At 68.1% G+C, this 21,348-nt stretch carries 17 protein-coding genes and 3 pseudogenes; 11 read left to right on the forward strand and 9 right to left on the reverse strand.

The features are described from left to right. The first annotated feature begins 107 nt into the window (after positions 1-107). The 4 genes from ACTVZO_RS45090 (at position 108) to tpg (ending at position 5,219) form a co-directional block, all read left to right on the forward strand. Positions 108-1,370: a ParA family protein gene (locus tag ACTVZO_RS45090; protein WP_443304423.1), complete on the forward strand. Its 1,263-nt coding sequence runs from the start codon at positions 108-110 to the stop codon at positions 1,368-1,370. Next, positions 1,367-2,290 carry a ParB/RepB/Spo0J family partition protein gene (locus ACTVZO_RS45095; RefSeq protein ID WP_443304424.1) on the forward strand — a complete coding sequence of 308 codons (924 nt, stop codon included), beginning with the start codon at positions 1,367-1,369 and terminating at the stop codon, positions 2,288-2,290. The genes ACTVZO_RS45090 and ACTVZO_RS45095 overlap by 4 nt, the downstream gene beginning before the upstream one ends. A gap of 112 nt (positions 2,291-2,402) precedes the next feature. After that, positions 2,403-4,661 carry a telomere-associated protein Tap gene (gene tap / locus ACTVZO_RS45100; RefSeq protein WP_443304425.1) on the forward strand — a complete coding sequence of 753 codons (2,259 nt, stop codon included), beginning with the start codon at positions 2,403-2,405 and terminating at the stop codon, positions 4,659-4,661. 3 nt (positions 4,662-4,664) lie between these two features. Then, positions 4,665-5,219, forward strand: coding sequence for a telomere-protecting terminal protein Tpg (tpg, locus tag ACTVZO_RS45105; protein WP_443304426.1), 555 nt, complete (start codon positions 4,665-4,667; stop codon positions 5,217-5,219). A gap of 162 nt (positions 5,220-5,381) precedes the next feature. On the opposite strand, the gene ACTVZO_RS45110 is transcribed toward tpg, so the two are convergent. From ACTVZO_RS45110 to ACTVZO_RS45125, 4 genes are all read right to left on the reverse strand, one after another. Beyond that, positions 5,382-5,759 (reverse strand): DUF6009 family protein, encoded by a 378-nt coding sequence (locus ACTVZO_RS45110; protein WP_443304427.1) that lies wholly within the window; start codon positions 5,757-5,759, stop codon positions 5,382-5,384. A gap of 180 nt (positions 5,760-5,939) precedes the next feature. Beyond that, positions 5,940-7,529, reverse strand: coding sequence for a DNA primase family protein (locus tag ACTVZO_RS45115; RefSeq protein WP_443304428.1), 1,590 nt, complete (start codon positions 7,527-7,529; stop codon positions 5,940-5,942). After that, entirely contained in the window at positions 7,526-8,569 is a 1,044-nt protein-coding gene (locus tag ACTVZO_RS45120) for a bifunctional DNA primase/polymerase (RefSeq protein ID WP_443304450.1), read from the reverse strand. Before ACTVZO_RS45120 ends, ACTVZO_RS45115 begins: the two co-directional genes overlap by 4 nt. 816 nt (positions 8,570-9,385) lie before the next feature. Beyond that, positions 9,386-10,378: an NAD-dependent epimerase/dehydratase family protein gene (locus ACTVZO_RS45125; protein ID WP_443304429.1), complete on the reverse strand. Its 993-nt coding sequence runs from the start codon at positions 10,376-10,378 to the stop codon at positions 9,386-9,388. Positions 10,379-10,561: 183 nt separating this feature from the next. Here ACTVZO_RS45125 and ACTVZO_RS45130 point away from each other — a divergent pair, with 183 nt between their 5' ends. The 3 genes and pseudogenes from ACTVZO_RS45130 to ACTVZO_RS45140 all read left to right on the forward strand — a co-directional run. Next, positions 10,562-11,335: an SDR family oxidoreductase gene (locus ACTVZO_RS45130; protein ID WP_443304451.1), complete on the forward strand. Its 774-nt coding sequence runs from the start codon at positions 10,562-10,564 to the stop codon at positions 11,333-11,335. A 156-nt stretch (positions 11,336-11,491) separates the two neighbouring features. Continuing rightward, the gene (locus ACTVZO_RS45135; RefSeq protein ID WP_443304430.1) at positions 11,492-11,938 is read left to right on the forward strand and encodes a hypothetical protein; all 447 of its coding nucleotides are present in this window, start codon (positions 11,492-11,494) and stop codon (positions 11,936-11,938) included. Positions 11,939-12,016: 78 nt separating this feature from the next. Beyond that, positions 12,017-12,328: pseudogene (locus ACTVZO_RS45140) on the forward strand (transposase); the annotation flags it as partial. Between the two features lie 29 nt (positions 12,329-12,357). Here ACTVZO_RS45140 and ACTVZO_RS45145 read toward each other — a convergent pair. Both ACTVZO_RS45145 and ACTVZO_RS45150 read right to left on the reverse strand, forming a co-directional pair. Next, positions 12,358-13,110: an ISAs1 family transposase gene (locus tag ACTVZO_RS45145; protein WP_443304431.1), complete on the reverse strand. Its 753-nt coding sequence runs from the start codon at positions 13,108-13,110 to the stop codon at positions 12,358-12,360. Next, positions 13,025-13,525, reverse strand: coding sequence for a transposase family protein (locus ACTVZO_RS45150; RefSeq protein ID WP_443304432.1), 501 nt, complete (start codon positions 13,523-13,525; stop codon positions 13,025-13,027). The genes ACTVZO_RS45145 and ACTVZO_RS45150 overlap by 86 nt, the downstream gene beginning before the upstream one ends. A 348-nt stretch (positions 13,526-13,873) precedes the next feature. On the opposite strand from ACTVZO_RS45150, the gene ACTVZO_RS45155 reads away from it, so the two are divergent. The 3 genes and pseudogenes from ACTVZO_RS45155 to ACTVZO_RS45165 all read left to right on the forward strand — a co-directional run. Then, on the forward strand, positions 13,874-14,998 hold the full coding sequence (locus ACTVZO_RS45155; RefSeq protein WP_443303887.1) for a hypothetical protein: 1,125 nt from the start codon (positions 13,874-13,876) through the stop codon (positions 14,996-14,998). A gap of 362 nt (positions 14,999-15,360) precedes the next feature. Further along, complete coding sequence (locus ACTVZO_RS45160) at positions 15,361-15,591, forward strand: hypothetical protein (protein WP_443304433.1); 231 nt, start codon at positions 15,361-15,363, stop codon at positions 15,589-15,591. 33 nt (positions 15,592-15,624) lie between these two features. Then, positions 15,625-16,047: pseudogene (locus tag ACTVZO_RS45165) on the forward strand (transposase); the annotation flags it as partial. A gap of 39 nt (positions 16,048-16,086) precedes the next feature. Here the strand turns inward: ACTVZO_RS45165 and ACTVZO_RS45170 are convergent. Continuing rightward, complete coding sequence (locus tag ACTVZO_RS45170) at positions 16,087-19,317, reverse strand: hypothetical protein (RefSeq protein ID WP_443304434.1); 3,231 nt, start codon at positions 19,315-19,317, stop codon at positions 16,087-16,089. Between the two features lie 180 nt (positions 19,318-19,497). After that, positions 19,498-20,108 (reverse strand): annotated as a pseudogene (locus ACTVZO_RS45175) (transposase family protein); the annotation flags it as partial. A gap of 159 nt (positions 20,109-20,267) precedes the next feature. Between ACTVZO_RS45175 and ACTVZO_RS45180 the strand changes: the two are divergent. Beyond that, positions 20,268-20,579, forward strand: a complete 312-nt coding sequence (locus ACTVZO_RS45180; RefSeq protein WP_030874195.1) for a transposase — start codon at positions 20,268-20,270, stop codon at positions 20,577-20,579. Positions 20,580-20,613: 34 nt separating this feature from the next. On the opposite strand, the gene ACTVZO_RS45185 is transcribed toward ACTVZO_RS45180, so the two are convergent. Beyond that, positions 20,614-20,823, reverse strand: coding sequence for a hypothetical protein (locus ACTVZO_RS45185; RefSeq protein WP_443304435.1), 210 nt, complete (start codon positions 20,821-20,823; stop codon positions 20,614-20,616). Positions 20,824-21,348: the final 525 nt, after the last annotated feature.

Below are 21,348 nucleotides of genomic sequence, written 5' to 3' on the forward strand. Positions count from 1 at the left end.
TGCGAGGCCGCCCTGTCGCGCATCCGGAGCCAAAAGGGCGCTAGTTCGTTAGCAAAACCCAAGCGTGGCGCCCACGCGCACCCCTGAACGTTAGTAAAGTCCCTCCCATGACTTCACCCTCGTCTCAGAGCGACCGAGAGAAGGTCGTCTCCAAACTCCCCCCGTGGCTGCGCCAGGAGTTGAAAATCCGCACCGCCCAACTGCGGGTGGACATCCAGGATGCCGTCCACCAGGGGATCAGTCAGTGGAGCGCCCTCGCCTCGGCCCCCTCCCCCGTCGACACCTCCGGCGCCGAATCCTTCTCCACCTGGCTCCCCGCCGGCCAGTGGGAGTCCTTCCGCACCGACTCCAGGCACCGCGGCGTCTCTCTCATCCAGGGACTCGCCCAGGCCGTCAGCCTCTGGCTGGAGCTGAATCCGGCCCCCACCGTCAAGCGGCCCTCCGTCGTACGGCGCATCATCGTGTGCAACCAGAAGGGCGGAGTCGGCAAGACCGCCATCACCGCCGGCACGGCCGAGGCCCTCGCCGAGGACCCGGCCAGCCTCCACCCGGTGCGCATCGCCCGCCAGCTCGCCCGGCTCACGGCGGACGAGGAACAGCACCCCGACCCCGCCCCGGTGGCCAACCCCCTGGACCTGGAAGACCTCCCGGGCCTGGGCATGCGCGTGCTGCTCATCGACTTCGACCCACAGGGCCACCTCACCAAGCAGCTCGGCCAGCAGCCGCTCCCGATCGGCGGCGACAGCCTCACCTGCCACATGGCCGGCGAGGCCAAGGGCCCCCTGTCCGACCTGATCGTCCCCATCGCGGACGAGCGCTTCGGCGACCGGCTGCACATCCTCCCCGCCTGCACGGACGCCTTCCTCCTCGACGTCCGTCTCTCCACCGTCCGGGCCCGCGAGGCCGCCCTCGAACGCGCCCTGTCCCCCGTCGAGTCCGACTACGACGTCATCCTCGTCGACTGCCCCCCGAGCCTCGGCCTCAGCATGGACGCCGCCATCTACTACGGGCGCCGCCGCGACACCGAACAGCCGGGCGCCTCCGGCGCGCTGATCGTCGTACAGGCGGAGGACTCCTCGGCCGACGCCTACGACCTCCTCACCTCCCAGATCAACGACCTGCGCGACGACCTCAGCCTCGACATCGACTACCTCGGCCTCGTCGTCAACCTCTACGACGGCCGCCGCGGCTACATCGCGACCTCGTCCCTCCAGGCCTGGATGGACATAAAGGATCCGCGGGTCGTCGCCATCGTGCCCGACCTCAAGGAACAGCGCGAAGCCGTCCGCGTGAAGCAGCCCCTCTTCGTCTACGCCCCCAAGGGCGACCAAGCGGTCGCCCTGCGCGCCCTCGCCCGGGAGATCTCATGAGCAGCAAGGCCGACAAACTCGGAGTCTCGGCTTCCTTCGCCCGAGCCCAGCCGGTCGGCGTCAGCTCCCGCCGCGCGGCGATCGCGGAGGCCACCGGCGCACCCACCTCCGGCGTGGTCCCGCCGTCCGAGGTCCCCATCGAGGCCCTCGCCCACAACCCCTTCAACCTCCGCGAGGACCTCACGGAGATCGACGAGCTGGCCCAGTCCCTCATCGCCCGCGGCCAGCTCCAGCCCCTCGCCGTCGCCACCCGCATGGCCTTCATGGAGGCCCACCCGGGCGCCACCGACGGCCTGGGCCGCGCCCCGTACGTCGTGATCGACGGCAACCGCCGCCTGGCGGCAGCCCAGCTGGCCGGCCTCAAAACCCTGCACATCCACGTGAACGACGCCCTGTCCGCGTCAGCGGCGGACATCCTCGAATCGGCCCTGATCGCCAACGTCCACCGGGTGGACGTGGCCCCGATGGACCAGGCCCGAGCCCTCCAGGAGCTCGTCGACGTCCACGGCTCCCAGGCCCAGGTGGCCAAGCGCCTCGGCAAGACGGCGGCCTGGGTCTCCCAGCGCCTCACCCTCCTGAACCTCACCCCGGCCCTCCAGGAGAAGGTCGAGACGGGCGAGCTCAAGGTCGAACCGGCCCGCCGCATCGGCCGCCTCCCCCAGGAGGCCCAGGGAGCTGCCGCGGAGGAAACGCTCCACACGGTCAATCCCCCCCGCCAACGCACCCCCCAGCCCGTTAACGCCGTTAACCCTCCCGCCTCCCCCACCGCACCCACCCCACCCGCCCCCACTCCGCCCACGCCCACCCCCCGCATCACGATCTCCACGATCTCCCCGGAGACGATCGCGGACGCCCTCACCGCACACCTCACCCCGGACGACCTCAAGGCCGTCACGGAACTGCTCATGAGCCGTATCTGAAGGGCACCACCCACGCCGGGGGCGCTGACGGCATTAACGCCGTTAACGCCCCCACGTGTGTTTCATGTGCGTTTACTGGTGCGATTCGCATAGGCTGCCCTCGGAGGTACCCATGCCGAACGAACAAGAGAGCCTCTTCGCAGCGGTCGACGCGCTGCTCGAGGAAGCCGCCCAGGACCCGCTCCCGCACCCGGACGAACGCAAGCGCCTTCGCGAGGCCGCGGGCCTGAGCCAGGACCAGATCGCCAAGGCCCTGTTCGTCCGCCGCGAAACGGTCACCTCCTGGGAAACGGGCCGCACCGCCCCCCGCCCCCCCAAACGCGCGGCCTACGCCCGCCTCCTGGAGGGCCTCTCCACCCTCCACCCCGTTAACGGCGTTAACGCCGTTAACACCCCCACGCCCGAGCACCCCCCTGCCCCCGTTAACGCCGTTAACGCCGTTAACGGCGCCACTCCCCCGGACCCCGCCCCCACCGTTAACGCCGTTAACGCGGAAGCCCCCGCGCCCTCTCTCCCCCCCACCGGCACCGGGGCGCACCCCCCAGCCCCCACCGCCGACGCGGCCGCGGCCGCGCCCCGCGCCGCAGGCGAACCCCCCACCCCCGGCCCGAAGGGCCAGACCCCCCCGGGGCCTGGGGCGGAGCCCCAGTTTCGGGAAGGGGCGGGTAGGGGAACAGCGCCGCAGGCCCCCACCCCAGAGCCGGCGGCCCAGCCTCTGGCCGTCCTGGACGGCACCGGCCAAGCCCACACCACCGGCGGCCTGATCCTCGACCACCCCACCAAGGACCTCCCCGCCCTCATCGCCTGGGCCCTCGGCCCCACCGCGAACCTCCGCTCCCCCCGCCTCCACCGCAACGGCAGGGACGGCGACCCCCTCCTCGTCCTCACCCCCGCCGCCGTGGAACAGCTCGGCCTCCCCCTCACCCTCGAGGACCGCCGCGGCCTCCGCCTCCCCGACAACCACCCCGTCATCAAGCAGCTCACCAGGAACAAGTGGCAGCTCACCCGCCGCGGCTTCGGCCCCTGGGCGCGCATCTACCGGCCGGCCACCCCCACCACCGGCCGCCAGTGCGTCCAGCTCGCCGTCCTCCCCTGGGGCGCCCTCGACCCCCGCGCCTGGGGCGAGGACACCGCCGAACTCCCGGCCCCCGAACTCGCCGCGCTCCTCACCACCTACGCCACCCGCGTCCTCACCCCCCGCGGCTCCACCGCCGTCACCGGCCTCGAACTCATGACGGCCCTGCGCCCCCCCACCCGCGCGGCCCGCAACCCCGAGACCAACGCCTGGGAGCCCGCCCCCGTCGCCGGCTCCCTCACCCAGCCCGTCGACCCCGCTCCCCCGGAGGCCCCCGACGAGCACCCGGTGGTCGCCGCCCTCTACCCCCGCTCCCACCAGCGCACCCCGGACCAGGTCCTCGACGAGGAGGCGTACGACTGGATCCGCGATCCGGAGCTCCTCACCGACGCCGAATGCGCCCGCACCCACGCCGTCGGCGTCGACGTGAACATGGCCTTCGCCGCGGCCGCGAACCGCCTCACTGTGGGCCTGGGCCCCGCAACGCACCGTACGAGCCCCCGCTTCGACCCGAAGACCCCCGGCTGCTGGCTGGCCGACCTCTCCTCCCTCTCCCTCGACCCCCGGCTGCCGAGCCCCTTCACCCCCCACGGCAAACCGCCGGCCGGCCCCGCCTGGTACGCCACCCCGACGCTCGCCTACGCCCAGGAGCTCGGCCACGAGGTCCACCCCACCGAGGCCTGGCTCCGCCTCGACCACGGTCCCTACCTCGATGCCTGGTACACCCGCCTCCGCGACGCGTACATGGCCACGATGGCGGACCTCGGCATCACCCCGGCCCTTACCGAGGAGGCGTTCCTCGAAGCCATGGACGCCCGTTCGGAGCACCACAGCCCCGTCCCCGCCGCCGTCCTCTCGGCGATCAAGTCCACCGTCAAGGGCGGCATCGGCAAGCTCCGCGAACGCCCCCAGGGCGCCGGCTACCGCCCCGGCGAGCGCTGGCCCGCCCTCGAACGCCCCACGTGGCGCCCCGACATCCGCGCCGCGGTCATCGCCACGGCCCGCGTCAACATGCACCGCAAGATGAACAAGCTCGCCACCACCGCGGGCCTGCACCCGGTCGCGGTCCTCTCGGACTGCGCCGTCTACCTCTCCGACGGCCCGAGCCCCCTCGACTTCCTCCCCCGTACCCCCGAGGGCAAGCCCCTCCCCGGCGGCTTCCGCCTCGGCGTCAGCCCCGGCATGGTCAAGCACGAGGGAACCCAGAGCCTGCTCTGGGCCGTCCAGCTGCTCGACGAACACCTCAACCCCGCCCGCCACATCAAGGGCCACGACGCAGCGGCAGACGGGGAGTAACCCATGTCAGAGATCTCCGACAGCCTCGACAAGGCCGACACACTTCACTTCACCCGCCCGATCCCCAAGTCGGCCGGCGCCCAGATGCGCTTCCTGCTGAAACAGCTGAAGACCACCCGCGCCGTCGCCACGGCCCTGGGCATCTCCCAGCGCACGGTCGAGCGCTACGTCAAGAACCAGATCCGGCAGCCCAAGCCCGAACTCGCCGCCCGTCTCGAGACCGAGGTGCGCAGGCGCTGGCAGCCCCTGGTCCGCAAGCGCGCCCGCGACCGGGCCGCGACCGCCACCGGCCTGGTCATCGAAACCCGCGCCCGCTTCGGCTTCACCGCCGCCCCCGGCACCACCGACGACGGTCGCATGCGCCGCATCACCCAGCACCTGCCCCCCGAGTACGCGGCCCGCCTCTTCGCCGCCCAGGAGTCCGGCGCCGCCGAAGCCCGGCTGCGCGAGATCGCGGCCGAAGCCCTCCAGGAGATCTACTTCAAGGACAACGGCGCCCGCGCGACGAGCCTGCTGGTCGAGTTCACGGACATCGACTACGTCGACTTCGCCTTCTGACCCGCACCAAAGGAACCGAAGGGACTCAAGGGACCGAAATTCGCCATTACCTTCGAACACTTCCGGCCACCCCCACCCCCGCCGGAAACCAGCGGCCCCCGGGCAGGGACCGAAACCGCCGGGCAGGGACCCAAGGGACCAGAGGGACCGAAGGGACCGAATTCAGGCAACAGTCGGCGTGGACAGCCCTCGCTGCGAACGCTCCGTCTTCCTGCCGACCTGCCGGGGCTCGATCGTCCGCGGGTCCACGGCCTCGCCCGGCGCGCCCTCCCGGTACAGGCCGTGGGGCTCGGCGTCCCGGTCGTGCGGCAGGAGGTAGAAGACGCGCCGCTTCTGCAGACCGCTGTCCGGGTCCGCCTCGGCAGTTTCACCGAGTTCGGTGAAACCGATCATGCGCCCGTCACGGTGGTAGCGCGGCTTCCCCCGGCGGCGAGGAGTCTTGTCCAGGGCCTGGCGCACGTAGTCGAGTTCTTCGGGGTCCTCCAGCCACACCACTTTGACCTCGTGGGCGAGATCGCTTGCTGTCAGTAGCGAGCTCATGGCCTGGGTCCTTCCTCGTTCACGTCGGCCCTTCCGGGCCCCTGGTTCCTCCACGCCGCGAACGGCGCCGATTCCGGTATGCGACCGGCCCCTGCGGGCCACAGCCGACTGGTGGGTCTGTTCATCGTCCTTGTCCATCGTAGGCGTGCCCGCCCCGGGGCGGCGGCACACGTCGGCCAGTCAGGTCGTGCCTGCCCTGTTCGCCTCGCGCGGCGTCGGCTCTTCGTCGGCGAGGAGGGCCAGGCCGGGATAGAACTTCTGCCCGTTCGAACGGAGCATCTCATTGGGCGAGGCGACGCCGACCTCGGCGCGGATCCGCGTGGCGAACGCGCGCGTGGTCGCCGGACGCAGTCCCTCACCGTCAAGACACCAGGCACTGTAGGCACGGTAGAGGGCTCCCTGCTCGACCTTGAGGTCACGAGGATCCGGCAGATCCACCCCGGTCGTGCAGCATTCGCCGAGAAACCGCCCGATGTGGTCCTCGGTGGTGGCGTACGCCTGGGTGGCCGAACGCACCACGCTCGGCCCGGTCAGCGCCGGTTTGCCCGCGAGATAGGCCTTGGCCCCCTGGATCATCCAGTGGAGGATGCCCGGCCCCTCCTCCTGGACGAGCGTCTCCGCCAGGTTGTCGATCTTGCGGTGGTCGGGGACGACCTTCTCGAACGGGATCAGCCTGATCCGCCGCCAGAAGGCGTGCCCGCCGGTGCCGACCTCCGGACGGTGGTTGCCCAGCAGCCACAGCTTGTGCGTCGGCTCGAAGCTGAAGAAGTCCTGCCGCATCCGCCGGGCCTTGAGCCGGTCACCACCCGTCAGGAGCTTGACGCGGGCCTCGTCGAACTTGTCGTGCGGCTTCAGCTCGCTGCACACGAACAGCCGCCGCCCATGGAGTTCGGTCAACTCGGTGGAGTGCTCGTTGAACTTGCCGCGCTCCATGAGGAAGCCCGGCGGGGCCACGTCCGCGTAATCGCCGAGGATCTTGATCACCACGTCCAGCAGAGCCGACTTGCCGTTGGCACCGACCCCGTAGAGGAACGGCAGGACCTGGCCGCCGACGTCACCGGTGATGGAGTAGCCGAGCAGGAGATGAAGGAAATTGATCATCTCCTTGCCCTTGTCGTCATCGCCGAAGGTCTGGTTGAGGAACAGGTGGAACCGCGGCGTCGGCATGGCCTCAGGCGCCAGGTGCGTGGCACGGGAGTGCAGGTCCCGGGTCGGGTCGGGCTTGTGCAGATCGCCCGTACGCAGGTCCACGACACCGGCCGGGGTGCACAGGGCGTACTTGTCGCCGTCCAGGGTGTCCGGGTCCAGCGCGAGCTCGGGCGACGCCTTCGCCTGCGTGAGCATGGCCTTCACACCCGAGGTGGACATGGCCCGTCTGCGGTGCTGCACGAGTTCGCGGTCGGTGAAGAACCCCCGCGGGTCATGCCCCGGCAGATCCTCCGCCATGTCGCCGGCCGCCCAGATCGCGGCCTTCTCCCCGCCCGTGCGCTTCCACCTGTACTCGTCCCACACGTACCAGCCCAGTCCCTCCACATGACGGAACCGGTTGTGGTGGAGATGCGCGAACAGCTTGGCGTTACCGCGGTCGGTGAGGTTCTGCAGCAAGCCCGACGAGATGAAGTCGCTGCCGCCCCCGGCCGCCGGTGCTCCGCCCTGCTTCTGCTGCGCGGGCAGCCTCCGGCCCGGGGGCGCGGCGGCCTCCGTGGTGAACGCGGCGAGCTGTTCGGCCGCGGCCTGGGCGTTGAACCCCGTGCTTCCGGCGCTGCTCATGGGCGTTCCTTGGGGTGGATCGGTCGGTCGCTTCCGGCGCGGAGCCCTGCCTCGACGATGAGGACGTTCCGGCGCGGCTGGTGGGGTCGTGCGTGGTTCGCGGCTTCCAGGAGCAGGTCCCGGCACTCTCCGGCGGTGAGATGGCCCGAGGCGACCAGCCCCCCGGCCGTGAAGGCGGCCCTGTTGAGCTTCTCGCTGAACGCGGTGCCTTCAGGGCTGGCCCCGCAGGCCCGTACCTCGTCCAGCAGGGGCCCGAGCAGCCTCCCGGCCTGCTGCCGGGGCCGCCGACCCCGCGAAGGGCCCTCAGAAGCCCTCACAGGCCCCTCTGCGGGCGCTGGGGGGGCCACCGGCGCCGTTTCCACCGTGTGGCCGGTACGGGAGAGTTCGGCGGCCAGCCAGAGCGGCAGGGCGGCGGGCTGCCGGGCCCCCGGCAACGGCTCGTAGACACCGGCGGCCGTGCGCGTCGTCGGCGCGACGATGTACCCGCCGACGGCACGGACGTCGACCTGCCAGGCGAGCGCCACCTTCGAACTCGAGCCGCTGGAACACCGGAACCCCGGACCGCCGCGCGGCGCCCGGTACCAGACGTGCATCCCTCCGGACGGAGTGCGCACCCGCAGGGTCGAGGTGTCCTCGCAGGGGTTGGGCCGGGAACGGTAGGCGGCCAGCAGCGCCAAGGTGTCGAATCCGCTCTGCAGTCCGGTCAGGTCGACACGGTCGTCGATGGGGATGCCGGGCAGCAGCCGCTGCCGGTCGGGCAGGGTGTCCGTGTGCGCGTCGACGTCGATGACCACGAGCCCGGCCGGCCCGCACGACACCCCGATCCCGAAACCGGGCTCGGCCTGCCACCACCGGCGCACCGTACGGAGGTCCGTGGTCGCGGCGTGGAACCCGTGGCACCAGCGGCCCTGCCCGGGGCACAAGCAGTCCTGCGGGGCATGGCGGCTCCCCCGGCAGTCGGAACAGTTCGGGGCCGGCGTCTTGGTCCCTGGAGCAAGCGGGTGGACCGGATACCCCTGCGAGGCCATCCAGATCGCCACGTCCAGTGCCGTCCCGCCACTCACACCTTGTGGCGGATGCTCGGAGTAGACGGGCACTGGCTCTTCCTTGACGCGCGGTTAGGGACGATTCCTCCCGTCCCGGACCCTGCATCGCAGGGACCAGAGGGACTGAAGATTCACTATCTCGGAGATTACCGCAGAGGTACCGGCCGGTCGGGCTCGACGTCCGCTGTATCGAGACTTGAGTCCCTTCAGTCCCTCGGTCCCTGAGGTTCTACGCCGGTACGTCCCCAAACGTTCTCTCTTCCGTCCCACTGCACTCCCGGGCGTGTCGCGCTGGACCTGCCCCGGGGGCACCGCACCGCCAAGCCTCAAACCACCCCATACAAACCCTTACCTCCCCAGGTACTGAAGGCCCAGACCCTCGTTCAGTCCCTCCCGGTTCAGTCCCTTGACAAACATGCAGGTCAGAGCGGTGTAAGGCAAAACTGAGGGACTGAAGGGACTCAGAATCACTACTTCCAGTCCTCATGCGTGTGTGTGTATGCGCGCGCATATAAGAAGACCGCATGTGTATATGTGGCTCATAACTACGAAGTTGAGTCCCTTCAGTCCCTGAGTCCCTGGGTGCACCCGGCTGACCTGCAGGTTTGTGCAGTGACTGAAGGGACAGGGACCGAAGGGTCCGAACCGGGCTTCAGCCCCTTGTCAGGGAGGGAGTACCGAGGGAGGGCCCCCACCCCCCAAAACCACCCAGGGACCGAACACCCAGGGACCGAACGGCCGCGAAGGCGCCACCCGCGAAGAGAACCCGAAAACCCAACAGGGACTGAACTGCCCCCATCGACCGCCCACTCACCCGAGACCCGCGCGCCCCATGTACTCCCGGTACCAGAACCCCGCCTCGTCCAGACAGGCCAGCGGCCCGGGCCCGGGCGTACAGCCGGCCGCCTCCCAGATCCCCGCGCTGTCGTACCAGTGGTCCTGCGCGAGCATCCAGAACTGCCGCGGACTCATCCGGCTCCCCGAAGCCGCCAACCGCTCCAGACACTCCGCCTCGGGCAGGTCCCGTTCCACCGGAGCCAGGATCCCCCGCCCGGTGAGCGCCCGAACCAGAGCCCCCGCCGCCACCGGCTCCGGATGACTGGCGTGCCAGACGCTCCCCCCGTCCGGGCCGTGACCGAGCGCGAGGCGGACGACGAGCCGCGCGAGGTCCCCGACGGCCACCAGGGACAGCAGAGCCCGTCCGCCTCCCCACATGGCCCCGGTGGCCTCCAGCAGCCGCCCCAGCCCCGGCACGACCCACCGGTCCCCGGCCCCGATCACCAAACTGGGCCGGAGCACCACCGCCCCCGCGGCCAACGCAGGCCCTTCCCCCGCCAGACGCGTCCGGCTGGTGGCCGAGACCGGCGCGGGAGCGACACCGTCCACCGCGATCCCTCGGTGGGGCCCCTGGCCGTAGACGGCCGCCGTGGACAGGTGGACGATCCGCCCGACACCCGCCCGGCGCGCCTGCGCCATCAACGCCGCGGTCCCCTCGGTGTTGACCGCGGCACACTGCCGCTCGTCGGAGCCGATCACCGAAGCCAGGTGCAGCAGCACGTCCGCTCCCGCACAGCACTCGCGCAGCGACCCAGGATCGGACAGGTCGGCCCGGACCCACTCGTCGCCGGCCGCGGCCGCCCGCGAGGCCGCCCGGCCCACCACCCGCAGGTGCAGCGAGGCGGAACCAGACTCCTCGCCCCGCACCCTGGCGAGTTCGGACATCACCGCCGTACCGATGAAGCCGGTGGCACCGGTGATCACCAGCCGGAGCGGTGCTGCACACGCCTGGCGAGCATGGGTCATCGGTCCACCAATCATCCTGAAAAACCGGCCGCCCGGGATTTTACTGCGGAAGATCCGTAGGCTTGGTCGACAACCAGTCATGCAATCGACCACGAGCCCACCCGGCTCAGGTCCAGAACGGCGCTTACCTTGACGTACTCCCCCACACCCCCGCCCCCCTCCCCGAAGCCCCAGACCCAGGCGATCACCGCGCCCGGCCCGCTCGCCGGCCGGACCGCGCTGGTCACCGGTGCCAGCCGCGGCATCGGCCGAGGCATCGCCGAGCGCCTGGCTTCCGACGGCGCGCTCGTGGTGGTCCACTACGGACAGAACAGCGCCGCTGCCGACGACGTCGTGACCTCCATACGCGCCGCCGGAGGCGACGCCTTCCCCCTCCACGCCCCGCTCGGCGTCCCCGGCGACGCCCAGGCCCTCTACGCCACCCTCGACTCCGAACTGGCCCGCCTCGGCCTCGATCCCGGGCTCGATATCCTGGTCAACAACGCCGCCGTCAGCGGCTCGGCGAGGATCCACGAGGTCACCCCGGAACTGATCGACAAGATCTTCTCGGTCAACGTCAAGGCACTCCTCTTCGTCATCCAGGAAGGCCTCACCCGCATGCGGGAAGGCGGCCGGATCGTCAACATCTCCTCCGCCGCCACCCGCATCGCCTACCCGAAGTCCGTCGTGTACTCCATGAGCAAGGGCGCGATGGACACCCTCACCCTCACCCTCGCCAAGGAGCTCGGACCCCGAGGGATCACGGTCAACACCGTCTCCCCGGGCTTCGTCGCGACCGACATGAACGCCAAACTCCGTACGACCCCGGAGGAGGCCGAAGACCTGGCCCGCCTGTCCGTCTTCGAACGCATCGGCAAGCCCGCCGACATCGCCGGCATCGTCGCCTTCCTCGCGTCCCCGGACTCCCAGTGGATCACCGGCCAACGCCTCGACGCCTCAGGCGGCTCCCAACTCTGACGCACGCCGCCCCACGCACCCCAAAAGAGGCCGGCGGAATGCGATCGGACGTATGCACCCCCCACCCCACCCAATCTCTGTCCGCCCACCAAAACGATCACCCTTCGACCACGGAACCCCAAGCGCCGCCGACGTCTGCCGGTCTAGGCTCCGGCCATGACTGCCGACCAGTGGTACGTCCTCATCGAGGAGGACACCCGCACGACGCGTCACGCCGAAGGTGTCGTCTTCAAACTGCACCGCTGGACCCTGACCGCCAGCCACCCCGTGACCGGCCCGGTGGAACAGGCCCTCGCCGCAGCCGAAGACGCGGCCCTCAACCACATGCCGTCCTTCCTGGCGAGCTACGCCACTCCCGGCGACGTACCTGCCCGCCGGGCCTACCTCACCCCGGACGGCACCTGGCTCGTCCACCTGAAGCAGCGCCACCGTGAATGCCACCTCCGCGTGAGCACCGCCCGCCTCGTCCACACACAGGAAGAGACCCAGGCACCCCCACCCGAAACCATCAAGCAGAAGCTCCGCCACGCCCTGGAACGCCCCTCCCGCAAGCCCCACCAAGAGGGCCAAACACCAATCACCACCCAGCCCGACGAGGCATGACCCCGAACCCGAGCGAACCGAACCCGGCCCTGCTTGCCCGAATGTGGGAAAGAAACATCAAGACCCCCTTCCCATGCGGCGCCGGGACGCTCGCGAGGTGGACTCACGAGCAAGATCCACCTTGCCGGGGAAGGCGGGTGCCGCCCGCTCGGGTTTGTCATCACGCCCGCCCAGTGGGGAGCCGCACCGCAGATGATTCCCGTCCTGGAAGAGATCCGCGTGCCCCAGCAGGCTGGTGGACGACCGCGCACCCGGCCCGACCATGTCGGAGGCGATGAGGCCTATTCGTCACGCCGCAAGCGGCGTCACCTACGCAGACGCCAGATCAAGCACACGATCCCCGAGCCGAGAGACCAGCTGGCCACCCGCCGGCGCCGCGGCTGCCAAGGCATCCCAGGGCTAATTCATAGTCCGGTTGGTCATGTCCCGTTGCAGGTCAGGGGCAGTCCGAGTAGGTCGAGCGGGCGGGTGAAGGGTGTGTAGGAGACCTCGCGGAGTCCGGCGGCGATGTTGTGGTGGCCTGCGTCGCGCAGGGTGTTGATCGCGAGGTTGCGGAGGGTGGCCAGTTCTCGGGTCCGTGTCCGGTGCGGATCTTGGAGGCGTCCTCCGCGAACGTTGTGTCCCTGATGTGGTGGACGGCCTCGATGCCCCCATTGGGCTCTGGCGATACGGCCGATGAGCTGGGGTGATGCCTCGCGTGCGGTCATGTCGGTGATGGCGTGGATGGTCTGCCGGGTGACCTTGCCGGTCTTCAGATCGGTGCGGTGCCGCAGGATCTTCACCGCCTGGACGACGTGGGGAAAGTCCAGGCTGAGATCGGTGACGGTAAGCGTGCGTGTCGAGCGGGTCTCGCGTCGGCCGTGCCCGGCCTCGCGGTCGTAGCGGCGGGCGGTCACCGCCTTCCAGGGAAGGGCTCTGACCGCAGCGTGGAGTCTGGGCTGATTGCCCTTGACCACCAGGAGGTAGTGCGCGTTCTTGGCTTCGACCAGCCATTTCGCGTGTTCGCGCTGGGTGTGGAGAGCGTCGGCGGTGACCACGGTGCCGGTCAGGTCGAAAGGGTCCAACAGCGAGGTGAACGCGGTTATCTCATTGGTTTTGTCCGGCACCCTGAGCTGGCTGACGGTGCGGCCCGCGGCCGTGACGGCGGACAGGAGGTGGGCGGCCGGAGCCACGTCGGTGCGTGAACCGCGGGGCGGCCTTGCCGTCCACCGCGACTGATTCAGTGCCGGCCAAGCTGTGTCCGAGGAGGTCGGCGAGGCCGCCGGGACATACCCCGGCCAGCACCCGGCGCACAGTCGACACAGAGGCCGCGCGACGGAGCCCGAGGGGGCCGCGCGGATGAAACCCCAGGCGGGAGAGGGTGTCCTGGGGTGCATGGCGGGCCCACTGCCCGATCGCGAGATAGGAGCGGGCGCCGGCCAGCACCGCGCACGCGGCGGTCAGTAACACCGAGGCGAGGCTATGACGCCGACCCCGCCGGGCGCGTGGATCCGGCAGGGAGGCCAGCCGCGCCGCCGTGCCGGGAAGCTCACGGTGTTCTCGCGAGGGCGACTTGATCAGACACACGATGGCAGACTGGCGGCACATCGGGGCTCCGGTGATCGGGCGACTTGGTAGGTCCCCTTGATCATCGGAGCTTCGTTGCGTACGGAACTGCCATAGCGAAGGTCCGTCACATGCCTGTGACCTGCTGATTCTCCAAGCAGCCAGGACTATGAATCAGCCCTGGCGTGACCCCCTCCCTAGGCTCGCACCACCCGAACGTCATCCCAAGCAGCTGGGCAACGTGCCGAATGGGGGAGTCTCCGTGCTGGACCTTCGGGGGAGGTGGTCCCGCCTCGTGACGCGGGACGATCTTCCCTCGTGCCGAAGCTTCCTGAATGGACATCAGGAATCGCGTGACGGCAGAAGGCTTCTAGGAAAGTTGAGGCATTCATGAAAACGGCAGCATTACTTGCCGGTGCATCCACTGTGGGTGCACTGCTGCTGTGGGCTCCCGTGGCGGACGCGGCGACGGCTCCGCCGCAGGCAAACACTTCCACTGCCAGGGCTGCTTTCGGCACCAGCGGTCTGGGGGCGGTGCAGGGGAAGAAGTACGTTCTGGAACACCTCGTCGAGACCACTGTTCCCGGCAAGGCCGGCAGTATCAGGGTTCTTGCATTGGACGGCCCACCGAACGTCTCCAGCCGTCCTGGGGAGGTCTTCTTCCTTTACGATCCGTCGGAACGGAGCGTCACCGGGTCGTTCTGGCTCAGCGGTGACACGGCCGCGACGGAGGTCGACGACTGGCGGCAGGTCAAGTTCTCCTACCCCTCCCGGTCTCAGCAGCGCATCGAAGTGCGCTACGGCAGCCTCGCCAACCCTCAGACAGCCGACGTCGTGGCGTCGGTCACGCGCTCATACGACCGGAAGTCCGACGAGCCCGTCCTGATAGACGACGCCTTCACCGAGTCGGAACAAGGCTGGAAGCAGTTCATCGCCGACGTACCTGCCGACAGCCCCCTGGAGGACTTCGAACTCCATTACGGCCTCGATCAGATCCCCGCGCCACTGGACGCCATGGGCCGCGCGCTTCACATGACCGGACACAACCGCAGCGACGACCTCGCCATGTTCGCGACCAAGGAAATCGGGCCGCAGCACGGCATCAAGCCGAACACCAACTACCGCATCGACTACGACTTCGACATCGCCACCAACGCCTATAGCGGTGTAGGTATCGGTGGTGACCCCGGCGGCTCGGTGTACGTCAAGGCGGGCGCCGTCTCCACCCAGCCCGCAACCGTGCGTGAGGCGGGTCTGCTACGCGCGAACTTCGACCACGGCAATCAGTCGGAGGACGGCAAGGACGCCGTCGTGCTCGGCAACCTGATCAAGCCGTCGGGCCTTGAGGACGACACCTACGAACTCAAGCACTTCAACAATACCGACAAGCCACTCAGTGCCACCTCCGACTCCCAGGGACGACTCTGGCTGGTCGTGGGCACCGACTCCGGCTACGAAGGCATCACTCACGTCTACTTCCCCCGCATCGGCGCCACCCTCACGCCGCTTTCGTAGCAGGCCTCTCGCCTGTCGTCGTTTTCATGGGCTTGGCGTTTATCCTCGCCTGTCACCCGACCTGCTGATCTGCGGTGTATCCCGCGACGGCGGAGGCGGCCGTTCTCCACGCTTCGAGATGTCGAGTAACGAAGCACCAGAGAACGGCCGCTGTGTATGAGTCTGTCTGCCGAAGCACGGGGTCCACGGGTACCCGGACACCGAGACCCGGCGAACCTTCCCGTTCACAGCGCTAGGTGTAACGGCGTTGCCGTCGACGGTACACGGCCCAGGTGCCGGCGCAGAGAGCGGTCGCGACGAGAGTGCCGCCGCAGGTCGCGCGGGGTGTAAGGCATCTGCGGGATGTCGGTGCGGCCGAGCATTTGACGCCGATCATCTGGCGTCGCCGAGACGGCAATCTCTTCTCCGACGAGCCGGCCGACTGGATCGAGTACGAGAAGAAGCAGTTCCAGCTGATCCTGGGCCGTCTGACACGGATGATCACCGGCACACTCGACCCGCACCTGGCCCGCTGTCCCGAGGACGCATGGGCCCAGCTCGCATCCGCCCAGCTCACAGGCGTCCGTGGGACCCTCGCCCAGCTCACCAAATAGGCCCCAGGCCCGAACCGACCCCGGGAGGCCGTGATGGCCTTGATCTCCCGTCGGCGCCGCTATCCCTCCGACACCACCGTCGCGGAATGGGCGCTGCTCGAACCGCTGCTGCCCGTCCAGGCCTGCATGACCAAGGCCGGCGGACGGCCGGAGAAGTGGCATCGCCGGGAGATCGTGGACGCCATCCGGTACATCGTCGACAACGGGGTCAAGTGGCGGGCGCTGCCTGCCGACTATCCGCCCTGGCAGACGGTCTACTATCACTTCGCCCGCTGGGCGCGGGCCGGGATCGTCGGCTCCATCCGTAACCAGCTCCGCCGCCAGATCCGTACCGGCCAGGGGCGGTGCCCCTGGCCGGTCACGCTGATCGTGGACTCGCAGTCCGTCAAAGGCGCCGACACCGTCTCGGAAGCCACCCGCGGCTACGACGCGGCGAAGAAGATCAACGGACGTAAAGGACTGTGTCCCGGCCCGTGCGCGTTGCCGTGCCGCGGGTCAGTGGCGGCGGCGGGCCGCGATCAGCAGCGCCGCGCCGATCCCGGCCGCGCCCAGGGCTCCGCCTCCCCACCACAGGGCGTTGCTGCCCGTGGAAGCCAGGACCTGGTCGACGAGGGACTGCCCGCCGTCGTCTCCCTTTCCGCCGTCGTCGGCGGGAGGCTGCTGCCCGTCACCGGGCGGCGGGGTCTGGTCGTCCGGCTTGCTCGGGTCGTCCGGCTTGCTCGGGTCATCGGGCTTGCTCGGGTCATCGGGCTTGCTCGGGTCGTCCGGCTTGCTCGGGTCGTCGGGCTTGTCGGCGGTGGCCTTCACCCGGGTGCTGGCACAGATGTCCTGGCACTCCTCGGGGTTGGCCGCATCCGAACGGGCCGCCAGCACGTCGAACGGGAACTCCTTGGCCTCCTCCGGGGTGAAGGAGAGCGTGAGCGACTTCTCCTCCCCGGCCTTCAGGTCTCCGACCTTCCAGGTCCCGTACCCCTCGCCGCCCGGCTCACCGTTGAAGTTGGCGCCGCCGTCGTGGGTGAGGCCGTTCACCGTCGGCAGGCCGACCTCGACGACCGTGTTGCGGGCCGTCGAGGGACCCTCCTTGTTGGCGACGGTGACCTTCACCTTGGCCTGCTCGCCCACCTTGACGGTGTCCTTGCCGTCCGGGGCCGCGATCGACACGTCCAGACCAGCGACCTGCTGCACCTCGACCTTGCGCTCCACCGGCACACCGATCTTGCTGCCCTTGCTCTCGTCCAGCGGTGTCTTGGACTCCTTCACCGTGGCCCGGTAGTGCAGCTCGTCATGATCGGGCAGCACCGTACCGGTGAGCTTCAGGACGGCTTCGCCATCGATCGGCAGGTCCGCCGGCTTCCAGAGACCGTCCTCGTACGAGCCCCCGTTCTCCGCCGTCGCCTCGGCACCATCGACACCGGCGGGCACCGGGACCTCGATCTCCAGCCCCTTCGCCGTCGACACGCCGGGGTTCTCCGCCTTCACCGACCACGTGACCTTCTGGCCGGGCAACGGTCGACCACCCGCTTCCCCCTCCGGGGTGACCGTCAGCCGTGCGGCGGCCCGCTGTACCACGTTCAGCTCGCTCACAGCCATGTGGCCCTCGATGTCGTTCGCCTCATCACATGGTTTGTAGCCGCGCAGATCGGGCGCGTCCTTACTGGCTCTGGCGATGCAGACCCGGTGCACCAATGCCTCCTTGTCCGGTACCACGACGCTCCCGACCGTGATCACGGCAGTCTCACCCGCCTTGATGCTCGGGATGGTCCACACGGCCGTCGCGTCGTCGTAATAGGTACCCTTCGGTCCCTTCCAGTCGCGGGCCGGCATGCCTTCGGGCATGACGTGCGCGACCTCCACGCTCTTGGCCGTGGAAGGACCGTCGTTGGTCACGGCGATCCTGTAGGTGACCGGATCACCCGGAGCAGGCTCGTGCGAGCCTCCCTCGGGAGCTCCCGCCAGCGATACACCCACGCTCAGTTTGGAGCTCCGCTCGACCTCAACAGACTTCTGGGACTCGTTGTTGTCCAGGTTGGGGTCCTCGAGGCCAGCGTACGAAGACGGAACGATCTGCGGATGGAGATCGACGGACGGCTCATCGGCAGGCACGGTGACGGGAAGCGAGAGGGTCTTGCTCCCGCCGACGCCAAGCTCACCGACCGCCCAGATTCCGGTTGCCTCGTCATAGCCTTCGACGCCCCGGTCCAGTGCCACGCCCTTAGGCAGCCGAACCTGCACCTTGACGTCCCTGGGGCTGGCCGGCCCCTGATTGTATGCCTTCACCGACAGCACCACCTTCTCGCCGGGCTTCACGACCTCCCCGACGGGCGTCCCGTCCCTCAGGATCTCGGCCTCGACTCCGAGGTCCACGTGCTTTGTCGCGTCGCTCTTGAAAGTCGTGGAATTGTTCGTTGAGTTCGGATCAATGCTCAACGAAGAGAGGGACGTACGCGCCTCCAGCTCGCCGGGACGGACCACCTTCCCGGAAACGCTGAGGTCCACTTTTTGCCCCGAAGGAAGCGCTGCGATCTTACATTCGAGCCCGTCGGCGCTCTGCTGGCACCCTTCGGCGACGAACGAACTCTTTTCGATTTCAGCCGGTCGGCTCACCTTGACTAGTACGTCCCGGGCCTCGGACGGCCCCGTGTTTTCTACACGGAAGGACAGTTCTGCCTGGTCTCCCACCACGTACTGAGATTTATTGAAACCTCCGCCGGCTGCGATACCGACGTCAGCTTGGGCAATTCCAATGCTCTTGGCCTCCAGAGGCGAGCTGCCCCCATCGAAGGAGACCACCGGCTGGTGTGCGAATTCGGAACCGAGCTTCACAGCTTTCGCTTTGTCGTCGACCGCGATTGTAAGCTTGTAGGACACTGCGTACTTGTCTCCCCCCTTCAGCACCCCTCCCTCTCCGACCGGGACGGTCAAGGTGCCGTTGATGACCTTCACCTTGCTCTGGTCGACACCAATTTGCTGACCGTCGGCGACACGGCGGATCCGGACGCTGTTCTGGACATAGCTCACCCCCGCAGGGAGCGCGACGCTGTATGTCGAACCTGCCGCGGGCGCGCCACCCTTGTCGGTGATCTCGGACACCACCTCAGTGTCTTCGCCGATCTGCATTGGCTGGACGGCAGCGACGCTTCCCGTCACGACGGGGAGGTATTCGATCCTGAGATTATCGACATCTATGGGCGTATCGAAGACCTCCAATTTAAAGAGCGTCTTGTCGGAGCCTGCGATCGGCTGATATTCGCCACTGATCGTCTGCCAGTCAGTACCAATATGTTCGACGATATGCTTGCCGAAGGTTCCGTTTGAGAAAGTGGCATGCAGGTTGAAATCCTGACTGTCGGATTTTCCTGCGCGAACGTCGAAGCTGTACCGGAACTTCAAGCCCGGCAAGGTGGGTATATCTTGCGTGATGCGTTCATTCCCCGTGAGGCTGGCACTCTGCTCACCGTCCGAAGGGCCGTTCTCGCTGTTGTTGATATATACGGGATCCCCACCCCATCCCTCGGGAACCTCATGAATATATCGTCTATTCATGGCCCGGAGGTTAGGCTTCTCGAAGGATCCGTTGGCCACGGCAGGCCCGACAGGAATCACCTCGCTCTTACTGTCCGTTTCCGCGCTCGCGTACTGGAGCGCGAGCCCGGACATGAGCAGCGAGGCCGTTGCGGCCCCGGCCCATGCCATTTTGCGTGAAGCTCGGTGTTTACTGCTGGTCATGTGTTCGACTCTCCATTAGTTACTCTCCATAGGGCATCTTGCGAGGCGAACATGGCCCTCACAGGTGCCGGAAGGGCAGGCTTTCGGACCAACCTCGATTTGCGATCTCTCGGGTTTGGGGCGGTGGCATGGCAGACAGTGGGCTGGGATGTGTTGGTGCTATGTGTCACTGAACCCTTTTCATCCTGAATAGCTGCAGGTCAACAGAGTGTGGACGGCCTTGACGATCCTGCTGATGCGGTTGGTGGAGCATCGGGCTCGGCGGAGGACGTGCCAGGTTTTCAGTTGGGCGAAGGCGCGTTCGCCGGTCCGCGCAGGCGGGCGTGGTCGCGATTGAACTGCTGGTAGTGGGGTGGCTGGATCTTGTGGCGGTAGTACGGCGTGCGGACGGTGGCGCCGGCGCCTTGGTAGGCCCGGTCGGCCAGGACGAGGATCTGCCGGGTGAGGCAGGCCTGGACGATGCCGTGGGCCCGGGCCGCGGTCAGGTCGTGGGTCCGTCCCGGCAGTGCCCTTGAGAACCACAGGGGTGTGCCATCCGGACGTGAGATGACCTGCACGTTCATCCCGTGCTTGCGGTGCTTCATCGAGTAGTACGGCTCATCTGCCTTGATGCGGTCGGTACCGACGAGGGTTCCGTCAGCGATGACGCAGTCACCTTCTGCCAGGCCGACGAGCGCTTCCTGCAGGCCCGGCGACCAGTCCGCGAGCTGCGGGAACGTCTCGTTCTTCCGTAGATGTGCCAGGGCCAGGAGGGACTGTTTGAGAGCCTGGTGATCAAGGGCTCTGGTGTTCGGGTTGAGATTTCCGGGGCTTGTGAGGCATGAGAGAAGGGGCCCTCTGGAGAGCTATTAGGGCTTGGTCAGGTTCAGTCGTTGGTGGCGTGTCCGGATGATTGAACCGTTCTGACTTCTCTGCCGCTCTGTTGTGAGCTATCAGGGAGGATGGGTCTCGTGCCCAAGAAGATTGACGCAGCCCTTCGTAGCCAGGCTGTGCGTCTCGTGACAGAGCATCGTGCGGAGTACTCCTCCGAGCGTGCACTGCATATCCAGGTCGCTGATTCCCTCGGTGTGTCCCGGGAGTCGGTTCGGCGCTGGGTGATGCAGTACGAGGTCGACGCCGGCCAGGCGGCGGGCGTGAGCACGGACGAGCGGGAGGAACTTCGCAGGCTGCGAGCGGAGAACAAGCGTCTGCGCGAGGTCAACGAGGTGCTCAAGTCAGCGACGATTTTCTTCGCGGGGGAGCTCGACCCCCGAAACCGCTGATCGTGGCGTTCACCGATCAGATGCGGGCCACCGGTTATGCCGTCGAGTCTTGTCCGGTGGTGGCGTTGTGGCCGTATTTGATGTTTCCGCAGGCGTTGTGGTTGTGGTTGCCCTTGACTTCGATGACGCAGAAGTTGCCCCCGTCCTTGTCTTTGCCGATGTCGTCTGAGTGTGCGGTGGCACTGAGTCCGGTGAGGGCGAGGAGTGCTGTGGCGATGGTGAGTGCGGGGCGGGTGTAGCGCATCCCGTTTCTCCTTTAGCGGTGGGTAGGGCGTTTGTATTGTGTGGGTGTGTGTGGGGGGAGGCGGGCCGTGGTGTGGTTCGGTTGGGTGAATTGGTGGAGTGTCTCGGTTCCAGTCTTAATCCATCATCCAAAATGAAGCACACAGCCTGTACCGGTCTCATCGTGAACCCTGGGAAAGCTGTCCCCGTCCCAAGCTGCTTGTCAGCCGGCTGATAGGAATCGGCATACGGATGACAGTGGACTTCGTCACCTGCCGCGGAGCGGCTGGTCCTGGAAGCGGAGCGGGAAGGACACCGGGTGGGGGAGCGAAGCGGACACACCCAACGGGCCGAAGACCCTAACCCTGTGAACAAGGGTCACCCAGGCTTGCGAAGCAAGCCATTCGGGGTGGAGCGAAGCGGAACCCCGAACCAGTCCGGAGCGAAGCGCAGGACCCCGGCCCGAAGGGCCGGCCCCGAGGGCGCGAAGCGCCCTCCCGCTGAGCGAAGCGAAGCGGGTCGTTGGCACAGCGCGCAGCGCTGTGGG

The organism is Streptomyces sp. IBSNAI002 (assembly GCF_052244475.1).
Classification (GTDB): Bacteria; Actinomycetota; Actinomycetes; order Streptomycetales; family Streptomycetaceae; genus Streptomyces.